At 34.8% G+C, this 22755-nt stretch carries 20 protein-coding genes; 8 read left to right on the top strand and 12 right to left on the bottom strand.

Features of this window, described 5'->3' with window-relative positions; all coding sequences use genetic code 11:
- Positions 1-2 precede the first annotated feature (2 nt).
- Positions 3-1070 (bottom strand): porin, encoded by a 1068-nt coding sequence (locus BM088_RS02195; protein WP_091979443.1) that lies wholly within the window; start codon positions 1068-1070, stop codon positions 3-5.
- 150 nt (positions 1071-1220) lie between these two features.
- On the opposite strand from BM088_RS02195, the gene BM088_RS02200 reads away from it, so the two are divergent.
- Both BM088_RS02200 and BM088_RS02205 read left to right on the top strand, forming a co-directional pair.
- A complete protein-coding gene (locus tag BM088_RS02200; protein ID WP_091979446.1) occupies positions 1221-2840 on the top strand; it encodes a methyl-accepting chemotaxis protein in 1620 nt (539 codons plus the stop codon).
- Between the two features lie 209 nt (positions 2841-3049).
- Positions 3050-4678 (top strand): FapA family protein, encoded by a 1629-nt coding sequence (locus BM088_RS02205; RefSeq protein WP_091979448.1) that lies wholly within the window; start codon positions 3050-3052, stop codon positions 4676-4678.
- Between the two features lies 1 nt (position 4679).
- Here the strand turns inward: BM088_RS02205 and rnt are convergent, their stop codons facing one another.
- Positions 4680-5357, bottom strand: a complete 678-nt coding sequence (gene rnt, locus BM088_RS02210) for a ribonuclease T (RefSeq protein ID WP_091979451.1) — start codon at positions 5355-5357, stop codon at positions 4680-4682.
- 234 nt (positions 5358-5591) lie between these two features.
- On the opposite strand from rnt, the gene BM088_RS02215 reads away from it, so the two are divergent.
- Positions 5592-6443 carry a flagellar protein MotY gene (locus BM088_RS02215; protein WP_091979673.1) on the top strand — a complete coding sequence of 284 codons (852 nt, stop codon included), beginning with the start codon at positions 5592-5594 and terminating at the stop codon, positions 6441-6443.
- A gap of 9 nt (positions 6444-6452) precedes the next feature.
- On the opposite strand, the gene BM088_RS02220 is transcribed toward BM088_RS02215, so the two are convergent.
- The 3 genes from BM088_RS02220 to mnmC are packed head-to-tail and all read right to left on the bottom strand — an operon-like array spanning position 6453 to position 9236.
- Positions 6453-6779 (bottom strand): hypothetical protein, encoded by a 327-nt coding sequence (locus BM088_RS02220; RefSeq protein WP_091979453.1) that lies wholly within the window; start codon positions 6777-6779, stop codon positions 6453-6455.
- Positions 6780-6782: 3 nt separating this feature from the next.
- Positions 6783-7208: a CBS domain-containing protein gene (locus BM088_RS02225; RefSeq protein ID WP_091979456.1), complete on the bottom strand. Its 426-nt coding sequence runs from the start codon at positions 7206-7208 to the stop codon at positions 6783-6785.
- Positions 7209-7253: 45 nt separating this feature from the next.
- Positions 7254-9236, bottom strand: a complete 1983-nt coding sequence (mnmC, locus tag BM088_RS02230; protein WP_091979459.1) for a bifunctional tRNA (5-methylaminomethyl-2-thiouridine)(34)-methyltransferase MnmC2/FAD-dependent 5-carboxymethylaminomethyl-2-thiouridine(34) oxidoreductase MnmC1 — start codon at positions 9234-9236, stop codon at positions 7254-7256.
- Positions 9237-9450: 214 nt separating this feature from the next.
- On the opposite strand from mnmC, the gene fabB reads away from it, so the two are divergent.
- Positions 9451-10662, top strand: a complete 1212-nt coding sequence (gene fabB / locus BM088_RS02235) for a beta-ketoacyl-ACP synthase I (protein WP_091979462.1) — start codon at positions 9451-9453, stop codon at positions 10660-10662.
- 114 nt (positions 10663-10776) lie between these two features.
- Here fabB and BM088_RS02240 read toward each other — a convergent pair whose 3' ends face one another.
- The gene (locus BM088_RS02240) at positions 10777-13404 is read right to left on the bottom strand and encodes a TonB-dependent receptor plug domain-containing protein (RefSeq protein WP_091979465.1); all 2628 of its coding nucleotides are present in this window, start codon (positions 13402-13404) and stop codon (positions 10777-10779) included.
- A 262-nt stretch (positions 13405-13666) separates the two neighbouring features.
- The gene (gene smpB / locus BM088_RS02245) at positions 13667-14149 is read right to left on the bottom strand and encodes an SsrA-binding protein SmpB (RefSeq protein WP_091979468.1); all 483 of its coding nucleotides are present in this window, start codon (positions 14147-14149) and stop codon (positions 13667-13669) included.
- Positions 14150-14315: 166 nt separating this feature from the next.
- Here smpB and BM088_RS02250 point away from each other — a divergent pair, with 166 nt between their 5' ends.
- Together BM088_RS02250 and BM088_RS02255 are read left to right on the top strand one after the other, a co-directional pair.
- Positions 14316-14762, top strand: coding sequence for a type II toxin-antitoxin system RatA family toxin (locus BM088_RS02250; RefSeq protein WP_091979471.1), 447 nt, complete (start codon positions 14316-14318; stop codon positions 14760-14762).
- 23 nt (positions 14763-14785) lie between these two features.
- The gene (locus tag BM088_RS02255; protein WP_091979474.1) at positions 14786-15100 is read left to right on the top strand and encodes an RnfH family protein; all 315 of its coding nucleotides are present in this window, start codon (positions 14786-14788) and stop codon (positions 15098-15100) included.
- Between the two features lie 74 nt (positions 15101-15174).
- Here BM088_RS02255 and BM088_RS02260 read toward each other — a convergent pair whose 3' ends face one another.
- The gene (locus tag BM088_RS02260; RefSeq protein WP_091979476.1) at positions 15175-15522 is read right to left on the bottom strand and encodes an outer membrane protein assembly factor BamE; all 348 of its coding nucleotides are present in this window, start codon (positions 15520-15522) and stop codon (positions 15175-15177) included.
- Positions 15523-15613: 91 nt separating this feature from the next.
- On the opposite strand from BM088_RS02260, the gene BM088_RS02265 reads away from it, so the two are divergent.
- Complete coding sequence (locus BM088_RS02265) at positions 15614-15949, top strand: GIY-YIG nuclease family protein (RefSeq protein WP_425439267.1); 336 nt, start codon at positions 15614-15616, stop codon at positions 15947-15949.
- Here BM088_RS02265 and BM088_RS02270 read toward each other — a convergent pair.
- From BM088_RS02270 to ilvC, 4 genes are all read right to left on the bottom strand, one after another.
- On the bottom strand, positions 15940-16794 hold the full coding sequence (locus tag BM088_RS02270) for a M20/M25/M40 family metallo-hydrolase (protein WP_177207929.1): 855 nt from the start codon (positions 16792-16794) through the stop codon (positions 15940-15942). The two genes, BM088_RS02265 and BM088_RS02270, sit on opposite strands and share 10 nt — an antisense overlap.
- Positions 16795-16853: 59 nt before the next feature.
- Positions 16854-18047 (bottom strand): tetratricopeptide repeat protein, encoded by a 1194-nt coding sequence (locus tag BM088_RS02275; protein WP_091979484.1) that lies wholly within the window; start codon positions 18045-18047, stop codon positions 16854-16856.
- A gap of 137 nt (positions 18048-18184) precedes the next feature.
- Positions 18185-20092: a methyl-accepting chemotaxis protein gene (locus tag BM088_RS02280; RefSeq protein ID WP_091979487.1), complete on the bottom strand. Its 1908-nt coding sequence runs from the start codon at positions 20090-20092 to the stop codon at positions 18185-18187.
- 140 nt (positions 20093-20232) lie between these two features.
- Positions 20233-21708: a ketol-acid reductoisomerase gene (gene ilvC, locus BM088_RS02285; RefSeq protein ID WP_091979489.1), complete on the bottom strand. Its 1476-nt coding sequence runs from the start codon at positions 21706-21708 to the stop codon at positions 20233-20235.
- 137 nt (positions 21709-21845) lie between these two features.
- Here ilvC and ilvY point away from each other — a divergent pair, with 137 nt between their 5' ends.
- Positions 21846-22742 carry an HTH-type transcriptional activator IlvY gene (ilvY, locus tag BM088_RS02290; RefSeq protein ID WP_091979492.1) on the top strand — a complete coding sequence of 299 codons (897 nt, stop codon included), beginning with the start codon at positions 21846-21848 and terminating at the stop codon, positions 22740-22742.
- The last annotated feature ends 13 nt before the right edge of the window (positions 22743-22755 follow it).

A 22755-nucleotide genomic window follows, 5' to 3' on the forward strand; every position in this document is an offset into this window, starting at 1 on the left:
TCCTAAAAAACAACATCTATACCAAAAGTAATTGATTCGCTATCGCCTGCTACAGCTAAATTAACTGAATCATCTTCGACATCATCGTACTGAATTTTAAATGCGGCAGAGGAATGAAAATCCCAACGAATACCAAAGGAAGTCGTATTGTGATTTTCACCATCGGTTGCATCTTGTTCATAATCGGCATAGGAGATGAAAGGTGTTATATTATCAAATCGATAACCAACACTAACCATATAAGTATCAAAATCATCTCCTAAATCAAGTTTATTTAACTCGGTTAAAATGAATAAATTTCCAAAATCTGCATTAACGGCTAAACCATAAAATTTACCATCTCTTTCCATATTGCCATTGCCAAAATCATAAGGTTGGCCTGATATTTCTCTTTCATTTGTATATTGCATATGGGTGGCTCTTATTTCAAGCCAGTCATTATTTACTTGAATTACCCCCCCAAGTATATCTTTCCATATTTCTCTAACGGGCACTTTAAAAAAGAAATCTGATAATAATTTGTTATGGGTATCATCTTCGCGGCCACCGTAAAGATTTGCACTCAAAGACCAGTCGCCAATAGAGCCACTATATAATGCATTGATGCCGTTATAGTTGAATATTTGCCAAGTGTAATTATCGGCAGGCGCACGCATCCAAACATATGCATACCCCACATCAAAAAAATCAGAATAGTAGAATAAAGGTAGGCGTTTTTTGCCGGCTTGGAGTGTCCAATTTTCATTTAAATCATATGAAATATATGCCCATTCAAATTTAGCATCATAATCGTTTGCACCTCTGGCTACTACTTGTGCAGTAGCTGTTAAACCTTCAGTTAAATCTCCTGTAAATTGTAAACCAAATAATGATTCTGGTTTCATTGAAAAGTCTTCAGTATATGTGCTTACGATAGGGTAGTCGGCTAAAAAAGTTGCTTCATTACCAAAAACACCTTTACCACTTAATACCTTCCCTCCGTTTACACTTGCAAAGCCTGAAATGTTTATTTCTGCTTGCAGAGGTAGTGAATAAGCCACTATCAATGCAAATAATAATTTAATTTTCATTATTTTTCCCCGATATGGATTAAAACTAATCGAAGAAATTATAGTCTATTTAAAAAAAAACTAGATAAATTCATAAAATAGTTAACAATTAGGAGATAAATGATAGGTTTAATTATGCAATTATATTGAAATGAAGGTTTGGAGTATTATATGTCGAATGGTTTTTCATTCAATAACTTAAGTATCACAAAAAAAATACATGCAATTACAAGCATTGCAGTTATTGTTTTTATTGTATCAGCAGTTATTAACTATAGCGCTATGGTGGATAATAAACATGCTTTAGATGAATTACAGACTGTATCTTATAAAGTGGTTCAATTAGCTACATCTAATAAGTATTTACTTGAAAAACTTGATGATTTATATACGCAGGCTGTAACATTTGGTGACGGTGATTTGGTTGGTAAAGCAGATACAACAAAAAAAGAAATACAAAAATATTTAGAGGAATTAAATTCACTTGATTCTAGTTATAAAGGAACTGAGATTAAACTTTTAAACGAATATGCTCAGATATCATCTAAAATAGCAACAGGTATGATTGATGGCACTGCTGACTTTTCTAAAATACAAGAAGATGCAAAAAGTAAATCTTCTAAATTTGAACTTTTATTAAATAGTTTTAAGTCAATTCAAAATAAATCTGACGCGCGCTTTATTGAGTTAGTACAAAGTACGCAAAAACGTTCTGATGATGCATTATTTTTAATGTTTTCTATTAGCAGTATTATGCTATTAGGTCTAATTGCTTTAGCTGTATTCATCGCTAAAAAAATTGGCTTTGCTGCAAGTAATGCTGCTAATTCTTTAGAGTTACTCGCCAGTGGTGGTGGTAATTTGAGTTCGAAACTTCCTATTTGTTCTAATGATGAAATAGGCCAGGTTGCAATTCATTTTAATGCGTTTATTGGTGTTTTAAAAGGGTCTGTACTAGATATTATGGCTGTTGTAGAGCCATTAATGGAAAATTCAACGCGTTTAGTACAAGGTATGGAAAAAGCGGAATCAGCTACAACTCAACAGTCAACAGATGCTGAGATTGTGCGTCAATCTATGGAAGAGATGAAACAAAGTGTTGGAGATATTTCTTCATCTGCTGCAAATGCGGCTGGAGCAGCCCAAGTTGCAGAGAAAGAAGTTGAGCAAAGTTTACAGCAAATTAATATTTCTATGAAAATGTCTCAGGCTTTAAGTGAAGAAATACAAAGCGCTTCATCTACGATAGATCAACTGGCCAGCGATACGCAAAATGTAACGCAAATATTGAATGTTATTACTTCAATAGCAGAACAAACTAATTTACTTGCATTAAATGCTGCAATTGAAGCCGCTAGAGCAGGAGAGCAAGGTCGTGGTTTTGCTGTTGTTGCTGATGAAGTGAGGGAGTTAGCATCTAGAACAGCTAAATCAACAAATGAAATTCGCGAATTATTAACTGTGTTAACCAGTGCTGCTAATGAATCAGTCGGAGCCATGAATTCGGCTAGAGATATGGCTAAAGATAATGCAAATTCCGCACAAGAAACTGGTGTGTCAATAGAAAAAATATCAGAACAAATCTTATCAATAAATGGTATGAATGCCCAAATAGCTGCGGCTACTGAGGAGCAAACTTCTGTTGCTGCAATGGTTGTTGACAATGTATCTAATATGCATAGTTCATTTGAAGATACTCAAGAATCATTAAAATCAATTAGAGAAGTGGCAAAAAACCTTCATTATTTATCTGATAATTTATTAGACGCTACATCTAAGTTTGAAGTCTAATATATACAGATACTTGTTACTCTAAAGTAATACATTGTTTGTATTGTTTGTATTGTTTGTATTGTTTGTATTGTTTTTATTTTTATGGCTAAAATGATTTTAAATCATATCTTTTTGTATCTTTTTGCATCTTTTTGAGACATAGCTTAACATTTTATTGAAGTTGTGCTCCAATGGGGTATAACTTTAATTATGGAAGTAGGTTATTAATGTCGTTGTTTTCGCTAAATCAAGAAACGAAGCAAGTACAGTTAGTTCAGCATCCTGTTGACTCCGGTTATCCTGCGTCTGCAGATCAGCTTGTTGAGTTAATAGAAGCATCTGAATTTTCTGAGTATGAGCTTGATTTAGCATCTATCCGCTCACTTTTTACAAATTCCAATACAATTAAAGCACCTCCTTATTTTATTGCCAAAGCCGTAGATGCAACTATTACAGTCAAAATTGATGACACTAATATGACAGCAGAAGCAACGTTAATTACAGCCAAGGGGGGGGGAATAGCCAACGCTGATAATATGATTTTGGTTTTAGAAGAAGCTGGAGTGAAAAACGGAATCAATAACAAAGCAATTGAGAGTTTTTTAGGGCGCCAATTTGAATGCCAAGGTGGGGATTCTTATTCAGGAATTGTTGCACATGGTAAGCGAACCAAAGATGGTGATGATACACGTTTTGTGCGTTTGTGTGCTACGGCTCAAGATCGTGTTTTAAGCCCTCAAACAAAAGATGATGGTAAGGTTGATATGCGTGATTTAGGTGCTTTGATCACAGTTAATCCTGGAACACCTTTAATGCAACGCATACCACCTTCATTAGGTGAAGATGGCTATTCTGTTTTTGGAGATATTTTACCAGCAAAACCTGGACGTGACTTTCCACTTCAAATTATGGATGGAACAGCACTAGATCCAAAAAACCCAGATATACTCGTTGCTGATGCCGTGGGAGTTCCCGTGGCTGTTTCTAGAGGTATGCGTGTTGATGATGTTGTGTGTTATAACAATGTTGATGTAACAACTGGTCATATTGAATTTGATGGCAGTGTGATTGTTTCCGGTGATGTAAAAGATGGCATGAAGATTAAAGCAACTGGTGATATCACCGTATTAGGGTTTGTTGAATCAGCTGAAATTATTTCAGAATCAGCTGTTACTGTAATACACGGTGTTATTGGTAGAAAGCGCGAAGAAGGAAGTGACTTTACGTGTAGTGTTCAAGCTAATAGCAATGTATCTATAGGGTATTCCCAGTACAGTAAATTGAATTCTGGTCAAGATTTAATGATTGATAAACAAGCCTTACATTGTGAATTATCTGCAAGGCGTTTAATTCGTGTTGGTAAAGGAGATAAACCCAGAGGTAAAATTATTGGTGGTCAAATAATTGATGCACTAAGAGTTGAAACTGGAGAGTTAGGCGCACCATCAGGAACAAAAACAAAGATATATTTAGCACAATATTGGCATGAACTGAGAGAAAAATTAAACCACCTTTCTGCGTTGGAAAAAACGATTAATTCAAAATCAAATGTTTTAAAACAAGCAAAAAAGAAAGCTGAAAAAATTCCTGGAGCAGAACAAAAAAGGCTCTATCTGGCTAAAATTAAAGCCAGCGAAGATCAGCTACTGACTAAACTTAAAAAAGTTTATAAAAATAGAGATATTTTACGAAAAAAACTAAAAATGTTGTTGCAAACAAGCAGGTTAACTATTAATGAATTAATGCACCCAGGTGTGGAGCTTCACATTGCAAAAGATAATAAACACTTTTCTCGAATTTACCCGCCGAACTTACTAAAAGTAACAGAGGGTAAAATTACACAAACCTTTAAATAAATTAACTTTCAGCTGTACTTTGAACAATAGAGTCATCTTCTGAAGGCGCGTCAGCTAATGGCCACCCTCCTAATGCTTGCCATTTATTAACGATAAAGCAAAATAACTCAGCCGTACGTTCGGTATCATACAAAGCACTATGTGCTTGGTTGTTATCAAACTCGATATTAGCAGCTCTACAGGCTTTTGCTAACACTGTTTGACCTAATGCTAAACCTGATAATGTTGTAGTATCAAAGCTTACAAAAGGGTGAAAAGGAGTGCGTTTTATATTGCAGCGTTCAATTGCGCTATTTAGAAAACCATGATCAAATGCTGCATTGTGTGCAACAATCACTGAGCGTTGACAACCCACTGCTTTTTGCGCTTTTCGTACGGCCTTACAAATTTCTTTTATAGCCTCAGATTCTGGTACTGCGCCTCGTAATGCACTAAATGGTTGTATACCATTAAAGTCGATTGCAGCTTGTTCAATATTGGCGCCTTCAAATGGTTCAACATGAAAATGTAATGTATGGTCAAGTGAAATAATACCATCGTCATTCATTTTTAATATACTGACTGCAATTTCTAATAGGGCATCTGTTTTGTTATTAAAGCCAGCTGTTTCTACATCAATAACAACAGGGAAATAACCTCGAAAGCGTTTTGAAAAGAGTGTTTGTTCGTTTGAAGACATGAGTTATTTATTCAGGTTTTTAATGAAGGGTATTATACTTAAATAATATTTAAATACCTAAACCTATCAATTAAAGTTAACTTTTTTGAAATGAGGCCGATAAATTGCATAGAGATATACGCTATTTTATTTGTCTATTATTAATCTAGTTATTTTTAATAGTCAGATGCAGTTGTTTTTATTGGAGTTAAATTTGTGTTTAGTCGTGTAACCTGTTTATTTTTACATTTTTATTTGTTTTATGTATTTTTTTTCAGCTCGTATGCTCTGGCAGGTATTCGGCAATATACGGCCAATGCGGATGAGTCTATATGGGAGTTAGAAAAGACAACTCGTTTATCGTGTCGATTGAATCATACCATTCCAGCATATGGTGAAGCACAATTTAATAGTTATGCCAGTAAATCTAAACCTATGTCATTTACAATTGATATGTTAATTAAACCAAATGATTATGATGTCGCTGCGGTAAAATCAATCCCCCCTATGTGGAAACCAGGTATACCTTCAAAAGAGCTTGCTAATTTGAAATTATTAAAGCAGTTCGATGGTGAGCTTGATAGTAAAACAACTTGGTTGATGCTAACTGAGCTGGAAAAAGGTTTCACTCCTACTTTTTATTATCAAGATTGGAATAATCAGAACGACAAAATATTAGTAGGATTATTATCTGTTAACTTTAAAAAAGTATATTTAGAATTTTTAAAGTGCAGAGATAGAATGCTTGCATATAGCTTTGAAGACATTGCTTTTACAGTTATGAACTATGAATCAAATACAGGTGAATTAACTAAAGCGTCAAAAAAGCGTCTTGATAAAATAGGTGAATATTTAAAAAATGATCCAAGCATAGAATCAGTTTTAATTTCAGCATATACAGACAGCTATGGTGGCCGATACTTGAATGAAACCTGGTCTAAAAAACGCGCAAAGGCAATTAAAGCTTATATGACAGACTTAGGTGTTGAAGCTCTAAGAGTTAAAGTGGAAGGCTTTGGTGAGAAACGTCATATCTCTTCAAATAGAACAATCTTAGGAAGAGATAAAAACAGAAGAGTTGTGATCCAAATAGCTAAACCTAATTAATCTAAACTTTTATTGAGTGATCATTACACTTATTTCAGTCCATTGATTTTGCTGATATATACTTATTTTAACTTTGTTTTCATTTATTCTATAAAAAAAAGTATAGCGACCGATATCCTCAATAATTTTATCTGGTGCACCTAATTGAGTATGGTAAAAAGCGAGTACATCTGTATCTGGCATTTTTACAAAACCATTTAAGATCATCGGATATTCACCATCTAATTTCATTTTTATATCTGTATCATCAGGTAGGGGAATGCTATCTATATTCGCATAACTGTAAAAGCTTATTAAACAAATAAATAATGATAAAATAGATATGAAGCGACTCATAATTTAATTCTCCCTTTCTAATAATAATAAGGATAGCTTAACAAAATCAGAAGAGGTGACTATTCCTTGCAATTTATTTTCGTTGCTAACGATTGGTAAACAGCCGTGACGATTTGATAAGAAAAACTGTGCAGCATCGACTAAAGGCATATCTGGATTTGCAAAGACTATTTTTTTATCAATTAATTCATTTACACTAATGGACTTTTCTCTTCTTTCAAGTGCTGATGAACCATAGTTGTCGAGTAAATACATTACTTTAGAGATGATGGACTTTTGTGTTACAACGCCAATAAATTCATTGTTCTGTGAGATTGGGACGTGGCGTATTTGTGACTCTTTCATGAGTTGATGCACTTCAAACATACTGTTTTCTGCATCAAGCTGAAATACTGATGTTGTCATGATATCGGCAATTACTTTATTCATAAGATCTCCTTGTAATTATTACTATAAACAATCATTTATTTTTTTTCATATTTTATTTCGTTTTAAATCTCTTACTGTAAACCTAGCTGGATGTAACGCTTCATTCATCGCTAAATCAATGGGTAAGGGTTCATCAAATATTTCACTGCATAATAGTTCGGCACATAGGGGGGCACTACATAAACCTCTAGCACCTAAACCAGTGAAAATATAAAGCCCAGAAGTTGAAGAGTGATAAGGTAAGTACCCGTACTTACTACCATGACGTAATGTCGCAAAACTTGTTTGATAGCTGTTAATATCAGTTATTTGGCCAACCAAAGGCATATGATCAAAGCTAGTGCAGCGAATAGCAGCTTTAGCACTGGTAATGTCATTTAGATCTTGAGTAAATTCACATTCACCGTAAAAATCAGTAACTTGTTTTAGGTTAATACTATTATCATTTTCACTGATGTGAATCTCTTTACTATTTTTAGTAAAAGTGGCACCAATACAGTGATGTTCTAAATAATTTGGTGTTAAGTAACCTTTGTGGCATAAAACAGTTGATAGTTTTTCCGATTTATCAGTTGCTTTGATATGGCTAACTTGACCTCTCACAGGGTGTAAATCTAATGATTTTGTTTGTTCGAATGTATCTGAATGCTCACCGGCTGCAATAATTATTTGAGAGTATGGCCCGTGCTCAGTTTTACCATCAAACAAATACCAGCAATCTTCCTTTTGATAAAACTTTTCAACTTTGGTGTTTGTATTTAACTTAAATGATTTGATTGCATAACTATAATCTAATATCGCTTTTACAAGTTGAGGTGGGTTGATCCAACCACCTTGTTCAATGAATAGGCCTGAATAAGGTGTGACAACATTCGCGATAGTTGATGCTTGTTCTTTTGTAACAAAGCGAATTAAATCTTGAGGCCATTTATTTTGCTCTATGAGTGATGCCTGTCTTTTTTGTTTTTCTTCATTTATGGCATGAAGCAATACACCACACCATTGATGAGAAAATTCATATCCTTTAGTTAAAACCTCATCGTAACAACGTCTAGCATAAAAAAAACTATGAGCATAAAACTGACTTTCACGGCTAAAATTAGCTTGTAAATGAGGATATAAGGCACCTTGCTGATTATGAGATGCGCCCATAGCAACATCTTTATCTTTGCAAAATATATCAAAACTAGCTGCGCGCTTACTAAGAGATAAAGCTAAACTCGCAGTGGCTATTCCACCACCAATAATTGCAATCTTATCTATCTTTTTAGCATTTCTGGGGTAATATTTAGGAGTAGAGTATTTATCATTCGCTTTTAATAATTGGCCACTGATCATCTCTCGTTTTTTACCAAAACCCTTGTGTTTTTGGACCGTGAAGCCAGCTTCAATTAATCCTCTACGAACAAAGCCTGACGCAGTAAATGTTGCAAAAGTACAGTTGTCACGACCAAGATTTGCCATTGCATTAAACAATGATTGCTGCCACATATCAGGATTTTTACTGGGAGCGAAACCATCTAAATACCAAGCGTCAATAATTCCTTTCTTTTGAAAACATAGCTGAGGAAGCGTCTCTTCTATGTCGCCAAACCATAAATCTAAAACAATGGCACCCTCACAAAACTCTACTCGATGGCAGCCTTGCATTGCAATCGGATATTGAGAGATGAGTTTATCTGCGTAAGGTTTTAAACTAGGCCAAGCTGCAAGAGATTGTGCTAGATCATTCTTTTTTATTGGGTACTTTTCAAAAGAGATGAAATGGAGTTTTTTAACCAATTTATTTTCACATAGCGCAAATTGTTGCCATGTGTTTAAAAAGTTGAGTCCAGTGCCAAAACCGGTTTCAGCAATTACAAAGTGAGTTTGATCATGCTTACTCAATCTTTCAATGATTTGATTTTTTTCAACAAATACAAAAGTAGATTCTGCTAAGCCATCATCAGTGGAAAAATAAATATCATCAAATTTATCTGCAACAGGCGTTCCTGATTCGTTGAAATAAATGTGTGCGTTTTTTATCATATGGGCTTATTACTTACTTTTTTTCATCATTTTAAGGGTTTTTATTGTAAATACACGTATTTAATTCATAAAATAGCCCAAGAATAATGATATAAATTGAACGTTCTTTTAAACTTTGGGTCAGTTATAGCAATAAACAGCACAAAGCTGACCAGTTTAACTTCATTTATAAGTAAAATAACCAGCAATTAAGTTTGTAACGTAGGAGAGCCCCATGAAAAGAGCCGTAATTACGGGGATCGGTATTGTATCTAGTATCGGTAACGATAAGAAAGAAGTATTAGAGTCACTTAAAACTGGCCGTTCAGGTATCAAATTTAACGAAGAATTTGCTGAATATAAATTACGTAGTCAGATTAGTGGTCATATCGATATTGATATTAAAGCGCATGTTGATCGTAAAGCATTACGTTTCATGGGTGAGGCTGCAGCTTACTCATATATAGCAATGGCCGAAGCAGTATCTGATTCAGGTTTATCTGAAGAGCAAATCTCTGATCCTCGTACTGGTTTAGTTGTTGGTTCTGGTGGTGGTTCATCTAAATATCAGGTAGAAGCTGCTGACATTTTACGTGAAAAAGGCGTAAAACGTGTTGGTCCTTACATGGTACCTCGTACTATGGCGAGTACTGCATCAGCATGTTTAGCAACACCATTTAAAATTAAAGGTGTTAACTATTCGATTAGTTCTGCATGTGCTACTTCTGCACACTGTATTGGTAACGCAGTAGAGCAAATTCAATTAGGCAAGCAAGATGTTGTGTTTGCTGGTGGCGGTGAAGAACTTCACTGGACACTTGCAATGGAATTTGATGCGATGGGTGCATTATCGACTAAATATAATGAAACACCTGAACAAGCATCACGTACTTATGATGCAAACCGTGATGGTTTTGTTATCTCTGGCGGCGGCGGTATTGTTGTTGTTGAAGAATTAGAGCATGCTTTAGCGCGTGGAGCACATATCTACGCTGAAGTTGTAGGTTATGGTGCAACTTCTGATGGTTACGATATGGTAGCGCCATCAGGCGAAGGTGCTGTACGTTGTATGAAGCAAGCTATGGAAACTGTAGACGGTGAGATTGATTACTTAAATACTCACGGTACATCAACTCCTGTTGGAGATGTGAAAGAGCTTGGCGCGATTCAAGAAGTATTTGGTGGCAAATCTCCAGCTATCAGTGCAACTAAAGCGATGACTGGTCACGCATTAGGTGCTGCTGGTGTTCATGAAGCGATTTTCTCATTATTAATGTTAGAAAATAACTTTGTTGCTCCTTCAATTAATGTTGAAGAATTAGATGAGCAAGCGAAAGGTTTAGATATTGTTACTGAAAAACGTGATGTAGAACTAAATACTGTTATGTCTAACAGCTTTGGTTTTGGTGGTACTAACGCTACTTTAGTAATGCAAAAATACAAATAATATTGAGCTAAATTTTAATATTAAAAAAACCGTAATAATTTAATTATTGCGGTTTTTTTGTGTTTTTAAATGTATTTAAAGAGTAGTGATAAACCACTACTCTTTATGATTTAATTAAAATGTATATGTACCTTTTAAGTAAATAAAGCGACCTTGTGCTGAATGGGTTTGTTGGTCATAACCCATAAATGTCGTTTTCACAAAAGAAGGCTCTTCGTTTAACAAGTTATTAATACCCAGTGTAATTTTAGTATTTGAAATACCGTGATAGCTTGTATTGGCATCGATTGTCATCATCGAATCAACAGTACCTGTTGCATCGGCATCTTTATCCTGTTTATACTCGCTAATGTAATTTACACGCATAGATGCAGAAACGTCATCAAGAACCCAGTCTGCACTACCAGTCCAGCGATACTCAGGGTGTTGGTATTCGCCTGCTAAGTTATCAACTACACCTAAACTTGAAATTTCATCAAATTCATTAACCCAAGTGATGTTTGCACCAAATTTAAATTCACCTGCAGAATTTGTTGTCATTTTATAGTTTATATCTAAATCAATTCCATCTGTTTTTTGACCGCCTAAGTTACGATAAGTATCATAGATTTCAACAATTTCACCAGGAATTCCAGTAGATGAATTTTGACGTTTAACAAAAGCAGGATCAGTTCCATGGTTATCTAATACAAATTTAGGATCTAGCGTTACTAAGTTTGTTTGATCATAGCTCCAATAATCAATAGAGAAATTTAAGTCGTCAGTTAAAGACCAAATTAAACCTAAATTATAAGACTCAGACTCTTCTGCTTTTAAATCTGGATTACCAGTATAAATTACCGTTCTTTCTATTGGATCACAATCACTTGCATTTCCAGTTAAAGGACAGCGAACAGGGTCCACTAAGTTTGGAGATTGTTGCGCTTCACCTAAGCCTAATTGTACTAGCGATGGCGCTCTAAATGCTTCACCCCAGCTACCTCTTACAGTTATATTTTCATCAGCAGCCCAACGAAACGCAACTTTAGGGCTAGTATTTGTACCAAAGTCTGAATAATCCTCATATCTTAAAGCGAGTTGCAGCTCTAAGGTATCAATAATTGGCACTGCAAATTCAACAAATAATGAAGTTTGATCTCTAGAGCCTTTTGAAGCCGTTGCTTCCGTTCCAAAAATGTCTCCATTTAAAAACATTTGATCTGGTAAATCACTCATGCTTTCTTCACGGTATTCAGCACCGACAGCCATAGCAACTGTACCTGCACTTATATCAAATAAATCACCTGACATTTTAGCATCATAGCTTTTAGTTGTTGATTTACCGTTACGTGTGGTATTAACCATAATGCCATCAATTACAGATTGAGGCTGAGTTGTGCTTAATGGGTTAAAGCTACCATCTTCAATTGCTTGTTGTATTCTTGATGTTTGAACAAAACCATTTTGACCAAATTCTTGATTGGAATTATGGGAGAAGGTATATCCCATTTCCCAGTCCCATTCATTATCACCAATACTTGCAACACCATTAAAGCCTAAAACGATACGAGAGCTACTTGAAACGGCTTCTTTTTGACGGCCGCCTGTTTCAGTTAAGCGTCGGCGCATGGTGATATCTTCACCTGGAAACATGTCTTGTAACCAAGTTCCTTGTAAGCTTGGATTATCAGCCTTCATATAAAATTCATTAAAGCTTGGGCTTGCCGCACCTTTTACAATTGAGCTATTTCGTTGATATGAAGCCTCAGCAAAAAAAGTAGTCTCATCACCAACTTGTGTTTCATGTAAAACAACAATACCAGCACGTTCTGTAGAAGGCACTGAGCTCATATGAGGGGCATAGTCGTATCGACATAAGTTACCTGCGGTATCTAAAAGTCCTGCAGGGCAGTTAATATCAGGCACTCGCGTATATTCATCAGATTTTGTTGTAATTGAACCATCAGCGCCTATAGTTGCAGGTATATAAGTACCTGGGTTACCAGATGAAGAACGTTGATCAGCACCACCTCTTGCTGACTGATCCGCTGATTTAGAGTAATCTCTATCAGAAAACATGGTTTCATCACGTTTAAAGTAATCCATTATCACAGTGGTATGGCCTTTATCATCGCCATTACCCCACATTAAAGAAAATGAATTTTCTTTACCGCCATCTTCAGTTGTATCTGCAATTCCTCCTGATAATTCTAGACCCGTAAAGTCCTTTTTAAGAATTACGTTTACAACACCTGCGATAGCATCAGAGCCATAAGTAGCTGATGCACCATCTTTTAAAATATCAATTCTTTTAATAGCACTTACAGGAATTGAGTTTATATCAACAAAGGCTGTACCAATATTTTTAGCAAAAGCAGAGACACTCACTCTGCGGCCATTTAATAATACAAGGGTCGAGTCTGCGCCTAACCCTCTTAAAGAGATCGCCGAACCACCATTAGAAGTATCGTCCGCATCATTACCTTGAGTTGAAAATGTGCCTTGACCGGCAACTGATAATTTAGCAAGTAGCTCTGAAATATCTTGAGCACCAGAATTGGCAATATCTGTTTCATCAATCGCTAAAACAGGTGATGGTCCTTCCATGTCATTTCGTTTTATATGGGAACCTGTTATTTCAATACGCTCAATTTTTTCTTCTGAATCTTTATCTGCTGCTATAGCCTGGCTTGAAACACTGATACCAGTTGCTGCTATTGCATATAAAACAGCATTAAGCTTACGTTGTGTACTCTTGTTCATCCTGAAATCCTTGTTGTCGTTTTTTATTTTATTGTTTTCTTTGGTATTAATCAGTGAAGGTGAGAGACCTTACATCATATTTATAGCATATGAGTAACATAGACACAATTGTTTTACTTAAGCTTTTTTAATTATATAAGTTAATTGTATAAGATATGCGTTTTTGAGATGAGTGCGGTATCAAATCTAGTCATTAGGTACTAAAAACGCACCGAGAGGTGCGTTTATTTGTTGTTTCTTAAATGTTAGCTATCAAGATAGCTTATCTTGAATCATGCTTCATTGTACGCTCTTTTTCACGTGCCCAGTCTTTGTCTTTATCGTCACTGCGCTTATCGTGTAGGTTTTTACCTTTGGCCAAATGAAACTCAAGTTTTACCCAGCATTTCTTCCAGTACATTGCCGTTGCAACTAAGGTAAAACCACCACGATCAACTGAGCCTGCTAATCTATCGAGTTCTTTTCTTTTGAGTAGTAGTTTTCGATACCTGAGAGGGTCACAAATTACATGGCTTGAAGCACTTATTAAAGGTTGAATTAAACTACCTAAGAGAAAAGCTTCGCCATCTTTAATGTGAATGTAAGTATCAGAAATGTTTACTTTTCCAGAACGGATACTCTTAACTTCCCAGCCTTGTAATTCAAGGCCAGCTTCTATTTTGTCGAACAGTTTATACTCATGACGCGCCTTTTTATTTAAGGCTATGGTATTGCTGTTTGATTTGGGGGATTTTTTCTTTGCCATAATCTGGCTCATTATACGCAAAATCATATGATTTACATCCGTTTTTTGTATTTATGAGTAAACAAATCTAAATCAAAAGCTTATTTTCAGCAGAGCAGAGTATATATTGCAGATAAAGTACTAAAACCTTGCTAAAATCTATGCTCAGTTTAAAGGGTGAGAAGTAATGCCAGAAATAAAAAAGAATGCACTGGTTATGTATAGTGCAAATGAAATGTTTAATTTAGTAAATGATGTTGTCAATTATCGTGATTTCTTGCCTCACTGTTCAAATTCAAAAATCCTTTCTCAGTCAAACGATAAGATGACGGCTTCAGTTGAAATTGCAAAGGGTGGCCTTAAAAAGTGGTTTACCACGGAAAATTCATTAATAACAGATAAAGCAATTAATATGGTATTAGTTGATGGCCCTTTCAAAAAGTTAGAAGGGGGTTGGCAGTTTACTGCTTTAGACGAGAAAGCTTGTAAAATTGAATTAAAGTTAAACTTTGAATTTTCGAGTAAACTAGTTGAAATGGCTTTTGGTCGTGTTTTTAATGAAGTTGCTAATAATATGTTAAGTGCATTTACTGAACGTGCAAAACAGGTTTATGGTTCAAGAAGTTTTAGCTAGCGCTTGATATGGAGTTACATTGAATGAAACAAGTTGAAGTGGTATTTGCATTACCAGATAAAGCAACATGCTTAATGATTGAGATTGATGATGACATGTCTGTAGAGCAAGCCATTATTAAATCAGGTATTTATGAAAAGTGCCCTGAAATTGAAGTTGATAAGTTAAAAGTAGGCATATGGAATCGTACGTGTAAGTTAAATGCTAAATTGAAGCATGGTGATAGAATTGAAATTTACCGTCCATTAATCGCGGATCCTAAAGATGCGCGTCGCCGAAGAGCTGAAAAAGCAAAAGATGAGGGAAGGGCGAATAAAATTACCGGTGGTCGAGTTTAAAGTTCGCTTTAGTGACGTTTGTTATAAAGCAAATTTTTTACTGAGGGAAGTGTAAAAAATTTGCCTTATGTGACTTATTTTTCTAATGGAGTATTAAACTCTTCTGGTGTTTCGAAGTCTCCAGAAACACTGCTTAATAAATCATCTTTAAAATGAATTACAACAGATTTTTTTTGTTCAGTATTTCGGTTGTAATTAAATAAATAAACATAATGCCATGAAGAGTCATCAAAAGCATCGGTTGCAATTGGTTGACCCAGGACGTAAATTACCTGCTCTCGAGTCATTTCAATTCGTAATTTATCAATATCTTTTTGTTCTAAAAAGTTTCCCTGTGGGATATTCATTCGGTATACCCAGCTAGAACAACCGCTGGCAAGTGTAATAAGTAATGACGCTAAAATTATTTTAAACCACTGCATTTTTATTTTTCTGATCCTATTTTTTAACGGTTTTGAGCATAATATCCGATATACTACCTTGTGCCGTCGTCATGTAAAAGTGGAAAGTGGGATTTTGACTAAAACTGAGCATAAAAGTTCAATCCAGACTAGTAAAAATGAAAGTCTAGTTAATAATGATTGGCATATATACATAATAGAAACACGTTTAGGGCATTGGTATACCGGGATTACGACTGATGTAACACGTAGGTTTAATGAGCACGAAAAAGGATTCGGGGCTAAAAACTTGCGAGGCAAAGGACCGTTATCACTGATTTTTCATATTAAAGTAGGTAATCGAAGCCAAGCAAGTATTTTAGAATATCAAGTTAAAAAATTATCAAAAATTAAAAAACGTGCCTGGGTCTTAGAAATGAAAAATAATATTGAAATGCATCAAAGCTGAATTGTGTCTAAAGAAAGAATCGTTTGGTAAATGTGTTTGACTGAAGCGACATAATATTTGGGGCTTATATTTTCAAACTTATCTTTGGTTGTATGGTAATACTTGTGTGTACCAACACAAAAATAAATAAAAGGTATATGATGTTTTCGAAAGATGGCATGATCGCTTGCATTTCTCCAGTCGACTTTTTGGGTCTTTAATTTTATATTCATTTTCCTGTTTGAACTTATAAACTGGGTCATAGTTGTATTATTTTTTTGCTCTATGAGTGCCTTATATGGTTTCATTGTTTTTGAACTAAAAGCATAAAGTTGTTTTTGCCTAGGTGCGACTGCCAACATATCTAAATTAATATTCAAAACAATTTTTGTTGTATCAATTAAATTACTATTTAGAAAGGCTTTTGCGCCGTATAAACCCGTTTCCTCTGCATCTGTCGCAATAAAAATATAATGATGTTTCAAATTCTGTGTTTTTAAGTTTTTAGCTATATTTATCATAGCTGCAACACCTGATGCATTATCATCAGCACCATAATAGATTTTGCTACCTGAGTGACCTAAATGATCATAATGTGCGGTGATGGCGATATAGTTAGCATTTGGGTTATCTGATAATAAAACGCCTACAATATTCTCTCCCTTTTTGATTGACCAAAACCCACTTTTGTAATCAAAAGTTTGTCGATATTCTGTTGTTAATGATTTCAGTTTAATATCAGTATATCTATCAATGATATATTGCGCTGCTTTATGTGAACCCGAGGAACCCGTTTTTCTTCCTTGCATTTTTGCGGAGCTGAGCTCTTTCAAGTCGGCTAGAAGTTCATTGTTAACTTTATTCATGCGTGCATAGGAGCTGAAACCTATGCATAAACAAAATAATAAGACAAAAAACCTGAACATTAATAGACCATCGCACTTAGGCTATTAAGTTTACCCTGATAAATGTTTTTGTCTTCAAGGTAAAAAGCATTCTTTTTTGCCGATTTTAAATGACGTTTTGCTTGTTTGAAATCTCCTAATTGATAAAGGCTCCTTGCTATTCCAAAATAGGGTTCATGAAGCTTTTTATCTAATGAAGATGACTTTTTATAATGTGCAATTGCGCTACGATAGCGTTTTTGTACATAAGCCTCATTACCTTTAGCCATATGATAATATGGATTACTCTTTCTTTTTAATTCTAGTTCTTTTTGTATTGCTTGTGCTAGTTCAACGCGATCAGTCATTTCATATAAAATGCCTAAGTTACCTTTTGCAGTATTGTTTTGAGGATCTAAATTAAGTGCGAATTGATAAGCTAACTCTGCATTTTCTAAATGATTATTGATGCGAAATAATATGCCTAAGTTACCCCATGCCGGTGAGTAACTAGGTGCAACTTCTGTGGCACTTTTAAAATAATGATATGCTTGATTGTACTTTGCATTAACCATAGCAATCGCACCTTTGTTATTGTAAAACATGGCCGCGACTGTTTGTTTTGTTATATTTTTGGTTCTAAACCTTTCTTTTCTACTATTTTCATCAAAATCAACCACAATACCATTGTTGATATCATATACTTTTTGAGCATTAGCATGCTTTGACTCGTTAAAATATAATTTAATATTGATGTGGGAAGTAAGTAAATTAAAGCCTTTTTCAAGCGCCCAATACTCAGGGATATAAACACGCCTGAAACTTGTCTCTAATCCTAAATGTTCAGCCATACTAAAAGCCATTATAGAAAGAGATAAGCAATTGGCATTTTGTTGCATAAAAGTTTGATTGGCCGTTAAAGTTGCGCCAGATTGATAATCGATATGGTTGTTTGCTGAATTAAAAATAAAATGCAATAAATCTTTTGTTGTTCTCTGAGAGCGTTTTTTTTGTGGCATTTGTATATCAAGTTTGTGCTTAATATCATCGCTTAATGTAAATATTTCATCAAAAGGTTCAACGTTAAACTCTGAGAATAAATCTTGGTTTGTAAATAAGTTGGTTGGGGGCGGTAAATGCTGATTTGTTTTTGTTGTGCTGGTACAAGCTGTCAGTAATAAACTGCTGGTAATTAACATAATATTAAATAAAGGAAATGAATTTTTTATACTCATAAATACCTCTTGTAATGAGTTTTATTCTCTATTTACTATATGCTTTAATGAATGAATTTGCTTAGGTAAAATGTTACAAGTTTTTTCAAAAAAGAGTGCTTATTATTGTAATTTAAATCAAGCACTCTTTTGTCGCTTTAGCGTTCTAGTTTAAAAGCATCAACTAATGAATCTAAGGTTTGTGCATTAACAGTTAAAGACTCTATCGCATCTTGAATATTGATTTGATTATGAAGAGATTCTTCATTGATCACACTGATTGTTTCAACATTTTGGCTAACATCTGTAACGACCGCATTTTGTTCTTCTGTTGCTGTGGCAATTATGGTTGCCATATCATTTATCTTTTCTACCTTTTCAACAATTTCGGTTAATTGACCTACTGTTTCATCCATAGATGTTACACTTTGACTCGCATTTGATTGAGATCTTTGAATATCAATAACAACTTGGTGTGATGTTGAATTGAGTTCTTCAATCATATTTTGTATTTGATCTGTTGATTGTGATGTGCGTTGTGCTAAACCTCTCACTTCATCTGCAACAACAGCAAAACCGCGGCCATGCTCACCTGCTCGAGCAGACTCAATAGCTGCATTTAAAGCGAGTAAGTTTGTTTGTTCTGAAATAGAGCGTATCACGTCTAAAATTGAACCAATTTCTTTGGTTTTATTGGCTAAAGTGTCTATTTTGTGACTGACTTGATCAATATCATTAGCAAGGTTTTTTATGTCTGACTGAGATTGTTGAACCTGATTTTGTACCTCAGATGCTTGCTGGTGGCTTTGCTGTGTATATTCAGCTGTATTTGCAGCACTCGTGGCAACTTCTTGTACTGCTGCTCCCATTTCATTTATGGCTGCAGCAACTGAAATAGTTTGCTCTTTTTGTTGATTCATTTGTGATGAATGCTGTTGAGTTTGTGTAAACACTTGATCTGATGTCGTTCTAATATCATGACTTTGCTGTAATACATCACGTAATGCTTGTTCAATTTTGTTTAAAAATTGATTGAATCCTGAACTAAGTTTATTTAATTCTGGTTGTTTATTTGTGGGTAGTCGATAGGTTATTCTTCCTTCGCCTTGCCCTAATTCTTCAAATAAAGCGGTGATTTTCTGAAGCGGTGCACTAATCGTTCTTGCTAAAAATAAACCAAATAAGCTGGCGATAACGGCGACTAAAATTGAAAAGCTAACAATTTTCCATGTCAGCGAATTTATTTGTGAAAAAACTTCCTGTTTTGGCACTTGAGCAATAACATATAGGTCCGTATTTTCGATAGGGCTAGCGCCAAGTAAAATGGTTTGATCTTGATAGTTTGTTTCAATTAAAGAAAACTCTTTATCATTTAACAAACGAGATTGAATGTTTGAGTTGTAAATTTTGTCTAATGTGGATTTAGCAACGAGTGTGTCGTCAGAATGAAGCTTAACTAAACCTTTTTTATCAACAATAAAAACAAAACCTGATTTTTCAATGCTAAATTTTTCTAATAAACTTTGCATTTCATCTATGCTTTTTGCCAGCCCAGCTAAGCCAAGACCATCAAGCTCTTGATGATTTATAAACATTTTTACATCCTCTGGGCTTTCTTGGAAAATGCTAATTGAAAAAGCTTGTCCTGATGATTTAAATGCATAAAACCACGCATCTTCTTGTCTATTTAGGGTTCTTAAAAAGCCATTTTGATTCCAGTAGTCATTCGTATTTTTATTAGACCAAGAAGCGGTTGCTAAATCATATTGTTCTACGAGACGGTTTAATTCAGTTATTAACAATGAGTCGTTAGGTGATTTTTGTTGTGCCCAGTTTTGAATAAACTGGTTCCCTGATAATTGTTTGCTTGCCATTAATAAAATATTAATTTCTTTACTTAAATAATTTTTAATTTCTTTTACTTTGCTGGGGAGTTCGGAGTGGATCATTCTTTCTTCTATTATGCTCTTTGAAGAAAAAATTGAAATTGATCCAATAATACTAGCAACCACGATAGCGACAAGTGTGGCAACGAATGCAACTTTTTGTGTGATAGAAACTGTCATTATTACTTTACTAAAATAAATGGGATAAATATCTTAGCATAGGGATATTGTTGTGTTAATGGCAATTATAATAAATGGAGGGAATAAAAAAGCCCCGCTTTATAATAGGGGGCTTTGACAAGCGAAAATTAATTTTAGCGTTAAACTATTTTCTTCATATCAGACATATAGCCACGTAGCGTAGTTCCAATAATTTCAACTGGGTGGTTACGTAAAGCTGCATTTACTTCAATTAAACGCGCATTATCTACACCATTTGTTGTTGTGTTTAAACCTTTGCCAATAACATCAGTTTCTACATTTTTCATGAAATCTTGAAGTAAAGGTAAACATGCGTGATTATATAAATAACAGCCATATTCAGCTGTATCAGAAATTGTTCTATTCATTTCAAATAATTTTTTTCGAGCTATTGTATTAGCGATAAGGGGGGTTTCATGTAACGACTCATAATAAGCGGATTCATCTTTAATACCTGCTGCAACCATAGTTTCAAAAGCGAGTTCAACACCCGCTTTAACCATAGCAACCATTAAAATACCATTATCAAAAAATGCTTGTTCTGAAATCTCAGCATCGGTATTTTGTTGCTTTTCAAATGCACTTTGTGATGTTTCTTCACGCCAGCCCAATAATTTAGCATCATCTTCAGCCCAATCAGCCATCATGCCAGCAGAAAAGTCACCAGCCATGATATCGTCCATGTGTTTATTATATAAAGGACGCATGATTGTTTTTAGATCTTCACTTAAATCAAAAGCCTTTATTTTAGCTGGATTTGATAAACGATCTAACATATTCGTTACACCGCCGTATTTTAATGCTTCAGTGATTGTTTCCCAGCCGTACTGTACAAGTTTTGATGCATAACTAGCATCGATGCCTTTTGCAACCATTTTGTCAAAACACAGAAGTGACCCTGTCTGTAACATGCCACATAAAATAGTTTGTTCACCCATAAGGTCGGATTTAACTTCAGCAATAAATGAAGATAAAAGTACGCCTGCTTTATGACCACCAGTACCTGCGGCATATGCTTTTGCTTGTGCTAACCCTTTAGATTGTGGGTCATTTTCAGGATGAACAGCAATTAATGTTGGTACACCAAATCCACGTTTATATTCTTCGCGTACTTCAGTGCCTGGGCATTTAGGTGCAACCATGATAACTGTAATGTCATCGCGTACTTGCATGCCTTCTTCTACAATATTAAAACCATGAGAATAAGATAACGTTGCGCCTTGTTTCATTAATGGCATAACAGCTGTCACAACAGAGGTATGTTGTTTATCGGGAGTCAGATTAAGCACTAAGTCGGCACTTGGAATTAGCTCTTCATAAGTACCTACCTGAAATTTATTTTCAGTTGCGTTTATATATGATTGACGTTTTTCTGAAATAGCTGACTGACGAAGTGCATAACTTACATCTAAGCCTGAGTCACGTAAATTTAAACCTTGATTTAAACCTTGCGCACCACAACCGACTATTACAAGCTTTTTACCCTCTAATACTTTAACACCGTCACTGAATTCAGATTCGTGCATAAATTCGCATTGACCTAGTTGTGCTAATTGCTCACGTAATGCTAAAGAGTTGAAATAATTTGTTGTCATAATATCCATCCTGCTAAAAATTAAGTGATCTTACTGAGACCTTGATAATAACTTATACAAAAACACTTCTTGCGTAAAATGATATATTTGCATTAGAGTATTGCAAAATGTGAAATGATTGGTTTTAAGGGTACTCCATGGATAATCGTTCTTTGCAGTTATTTTTAGCTTTAGCTGAAACTTTACACTTTGGGCGTGCAAGTGAGCGTTGCCACATTAGTGCTTCTACATTAAGTAGAAATATTAAACAGTTAGAACAAGATCTTGGCGCTAGTTTGTTTACAAGAGATAATAGAACTGTGACTTTGACAAAACAAGGCAAGGATTTTGTAGAATATGCGAAGCTTAGTTTGTCTCAATGGAATAGGTTTAAATCTTCATTAGATGAAAACCATACTGAACTTCAGGGAGAGCTGAGTTTATATTGTTCGGTTACCGCATCATATAGTTTTTTATATCGTTTATTAGAAACATTTCGTCAACAGCATCAAAAAATAGAAATAAAACTTAATACTGGTGATCCCGGCATTGCAATTACACGTATTTTAGATGGTCATGAAGATATGGCAATTGCAGCAAAACCTGATCAATTACCTGCTAATATTGCTTTTTGTACAACGGGTACTTCCGCATTACAATTTATTGCACCTAAAATGCAGTGTGATATTAGTCAGGAAATAAATCTATTAGGGCAAGATGTTAAATGGCAATCCTTACCTTATATTGTGCCAGAGCAAGGCTTGAATCGAAAAAGACTTGAGCATTGGTGGAAAAAAAATCACATTAAACCACAAATCTATACACAAGTAGCGGGTAATGAGGCAATTGTTTCAATGGTTAGTTTAGGTTTTGGTATTGCACTTGTTCCTAAAATTGTTTTAGATAACAGCCCACTGAAAGATAAAGTACAAGTATTGCAAGTGCCTCATCAGCCGAAGGCTTTTGAAATAGGATTATGTGTTCAGCGTAAACAATTACAAAACCCAATCATTCAGGCTATGTGGAAAATTTCGAAAACACTAAAATCAGTATAAAAATAATGTGTTT

The organism is Pseudoalteromonas denitrificans DSM 6059 (genome assembly GCF_900112265.1).
GTDB lineage: Bacteria > Pseudomonadota > Gammaproteobacteria > Enterobacterales > Alteromonadaceae > Pseudoalteromonas > Pseudoalteromonas denitrificans.

What these genes read in the sequence shown, in the direction of transcription:
- rnt (WP_091979451.1), bottom strand. Translation starts at nt 5,357, where the DNA reads ATGTCTTCAAACGAACAAACACTCTTTTCAAAACGCTTTCGAGGTTAT.
- BM088_RS02220 (WP_091979453.1), bottom strand. Translation starts at nt 6,779, where the DNA reads ATGAGTCGCTTCATATCTATTTTATCATTATTTATTTGTTTAATAAGC.
- BM088_RS02260 (WP_091979476.1), bottom strand. Translation starts at nt 15,522, where the DNA reads ATGCAGTGGTTTAAAATAATTTTAGCGTCATTACTTATTACACTTGCC.
- smpB (WP_091979468.1), bottom strand. Translation starts at nt 14,149, where the DNA reads ATGGCAAAGAAAAAATCCCCCAAATCAAACAGCAATACCATAGCCTTA.
- BM088_RS02275 (WP_091979484.1), bottom strand. Translation starts at nt 18,047, where the DNA reads ATGAGTATAAAAAATTCATTTCCTTTATTTAATATTATGTTAATTACC.
- BM088_RS02270 (WP_177207929.1), bottom strand. Translation starts at nt 16,794, where the DNA reads ATGAATAAAGTTAACAATGAACTTCTAGCCGACTTGAAAGAGCTCAGC.
- BM088_RS02195 (WP_091979443.1), bottom strand. Translation starts at nt 1,070, where the DNA reads ATGAAAATTAAATTATTATTTGCATTGATAGTGGCTTATTCACTACCT.
- ilvC (WP_091979489.1), bottom strand. Translation starts at nt 21,708, where the DNA reads ATGACAACAAATTATTTCAACTCTTTAGCATTACGTGAGCAATTAGCA.
- BM088_RS02225 (WP_091979456.1), bottom strand. Translation starts at nt 7,208, where the DNA reads ATGAATAAAGTAATTGCCGATATCATGACAACATCAGTATTTCAGCTT.
- ilvY (WP_091979492.1), top strand. Translation starts at nt 21,846, where the DNA reads ATGGATAATCGTTCTTTGCAGTTATTTTTAGCTTTAGCTGAAACTTTA.
- BM088_RS02205 (WP_091979448.1), top strand. Translation starts at nt 3,050, where the DNA reads ATGTCGTTGTTTTCGCTAAATCAAGAAACGAAGCAAGTACAGTTAGTT.
- BM088_RS02250 (WP_091979471.1), top strand. Translation starts at nt 14,316, where the DNA reads ATGCCAGAAATAAAAAAGAATGCACTGGTTATGTATAGTGCAAATGAA.
- BM088_RS02240 (WP_091979465.1), bottom strand. Translation starts at nt 13,404, where the DNA reads ATGAACAAGAGTACACAACGTAAGCTTAATGCTGTTTTATATGCAATA.
- BM088_RS02255 (WP_091979474.1), top strand. Translation starts at nt 14,786, where the DNA reads ATGAAACAAGTTGAAGTGGTATTTGCATTACCAGATAAAGCAACATGC.
- BM088_RS02200 (WP_091979446.1), top strand. Translation starts at nt 1,221, where the DNA reads ATGTCGAATGGTTTTTCATTCAATAACTTAAGTATCACAAAAAAAATA.
- BM088_RS02280 (WP_091979487.1), bottom strand. Translation starts at nt 20,092, where the DNA reads ATGACAGTTTCTATCACACAAAAAGTTGCATTCGTTGCCACACTTGTC.
- fabB (WP_091979462.1), top strand. Translation starts at nt 9,451, where the DNA reads ATGAAAAGAGCCGTAATTACGGGGATCGGTATTGTATCTAGTATCGGT.
- mnmC (WP_091979459.1), bottom strand. Translation starts at nt 9,236, where the DNA reads ATGATAAAAAACGCACACATTTATTTCAACGAATCAGGAACGCCTGTT.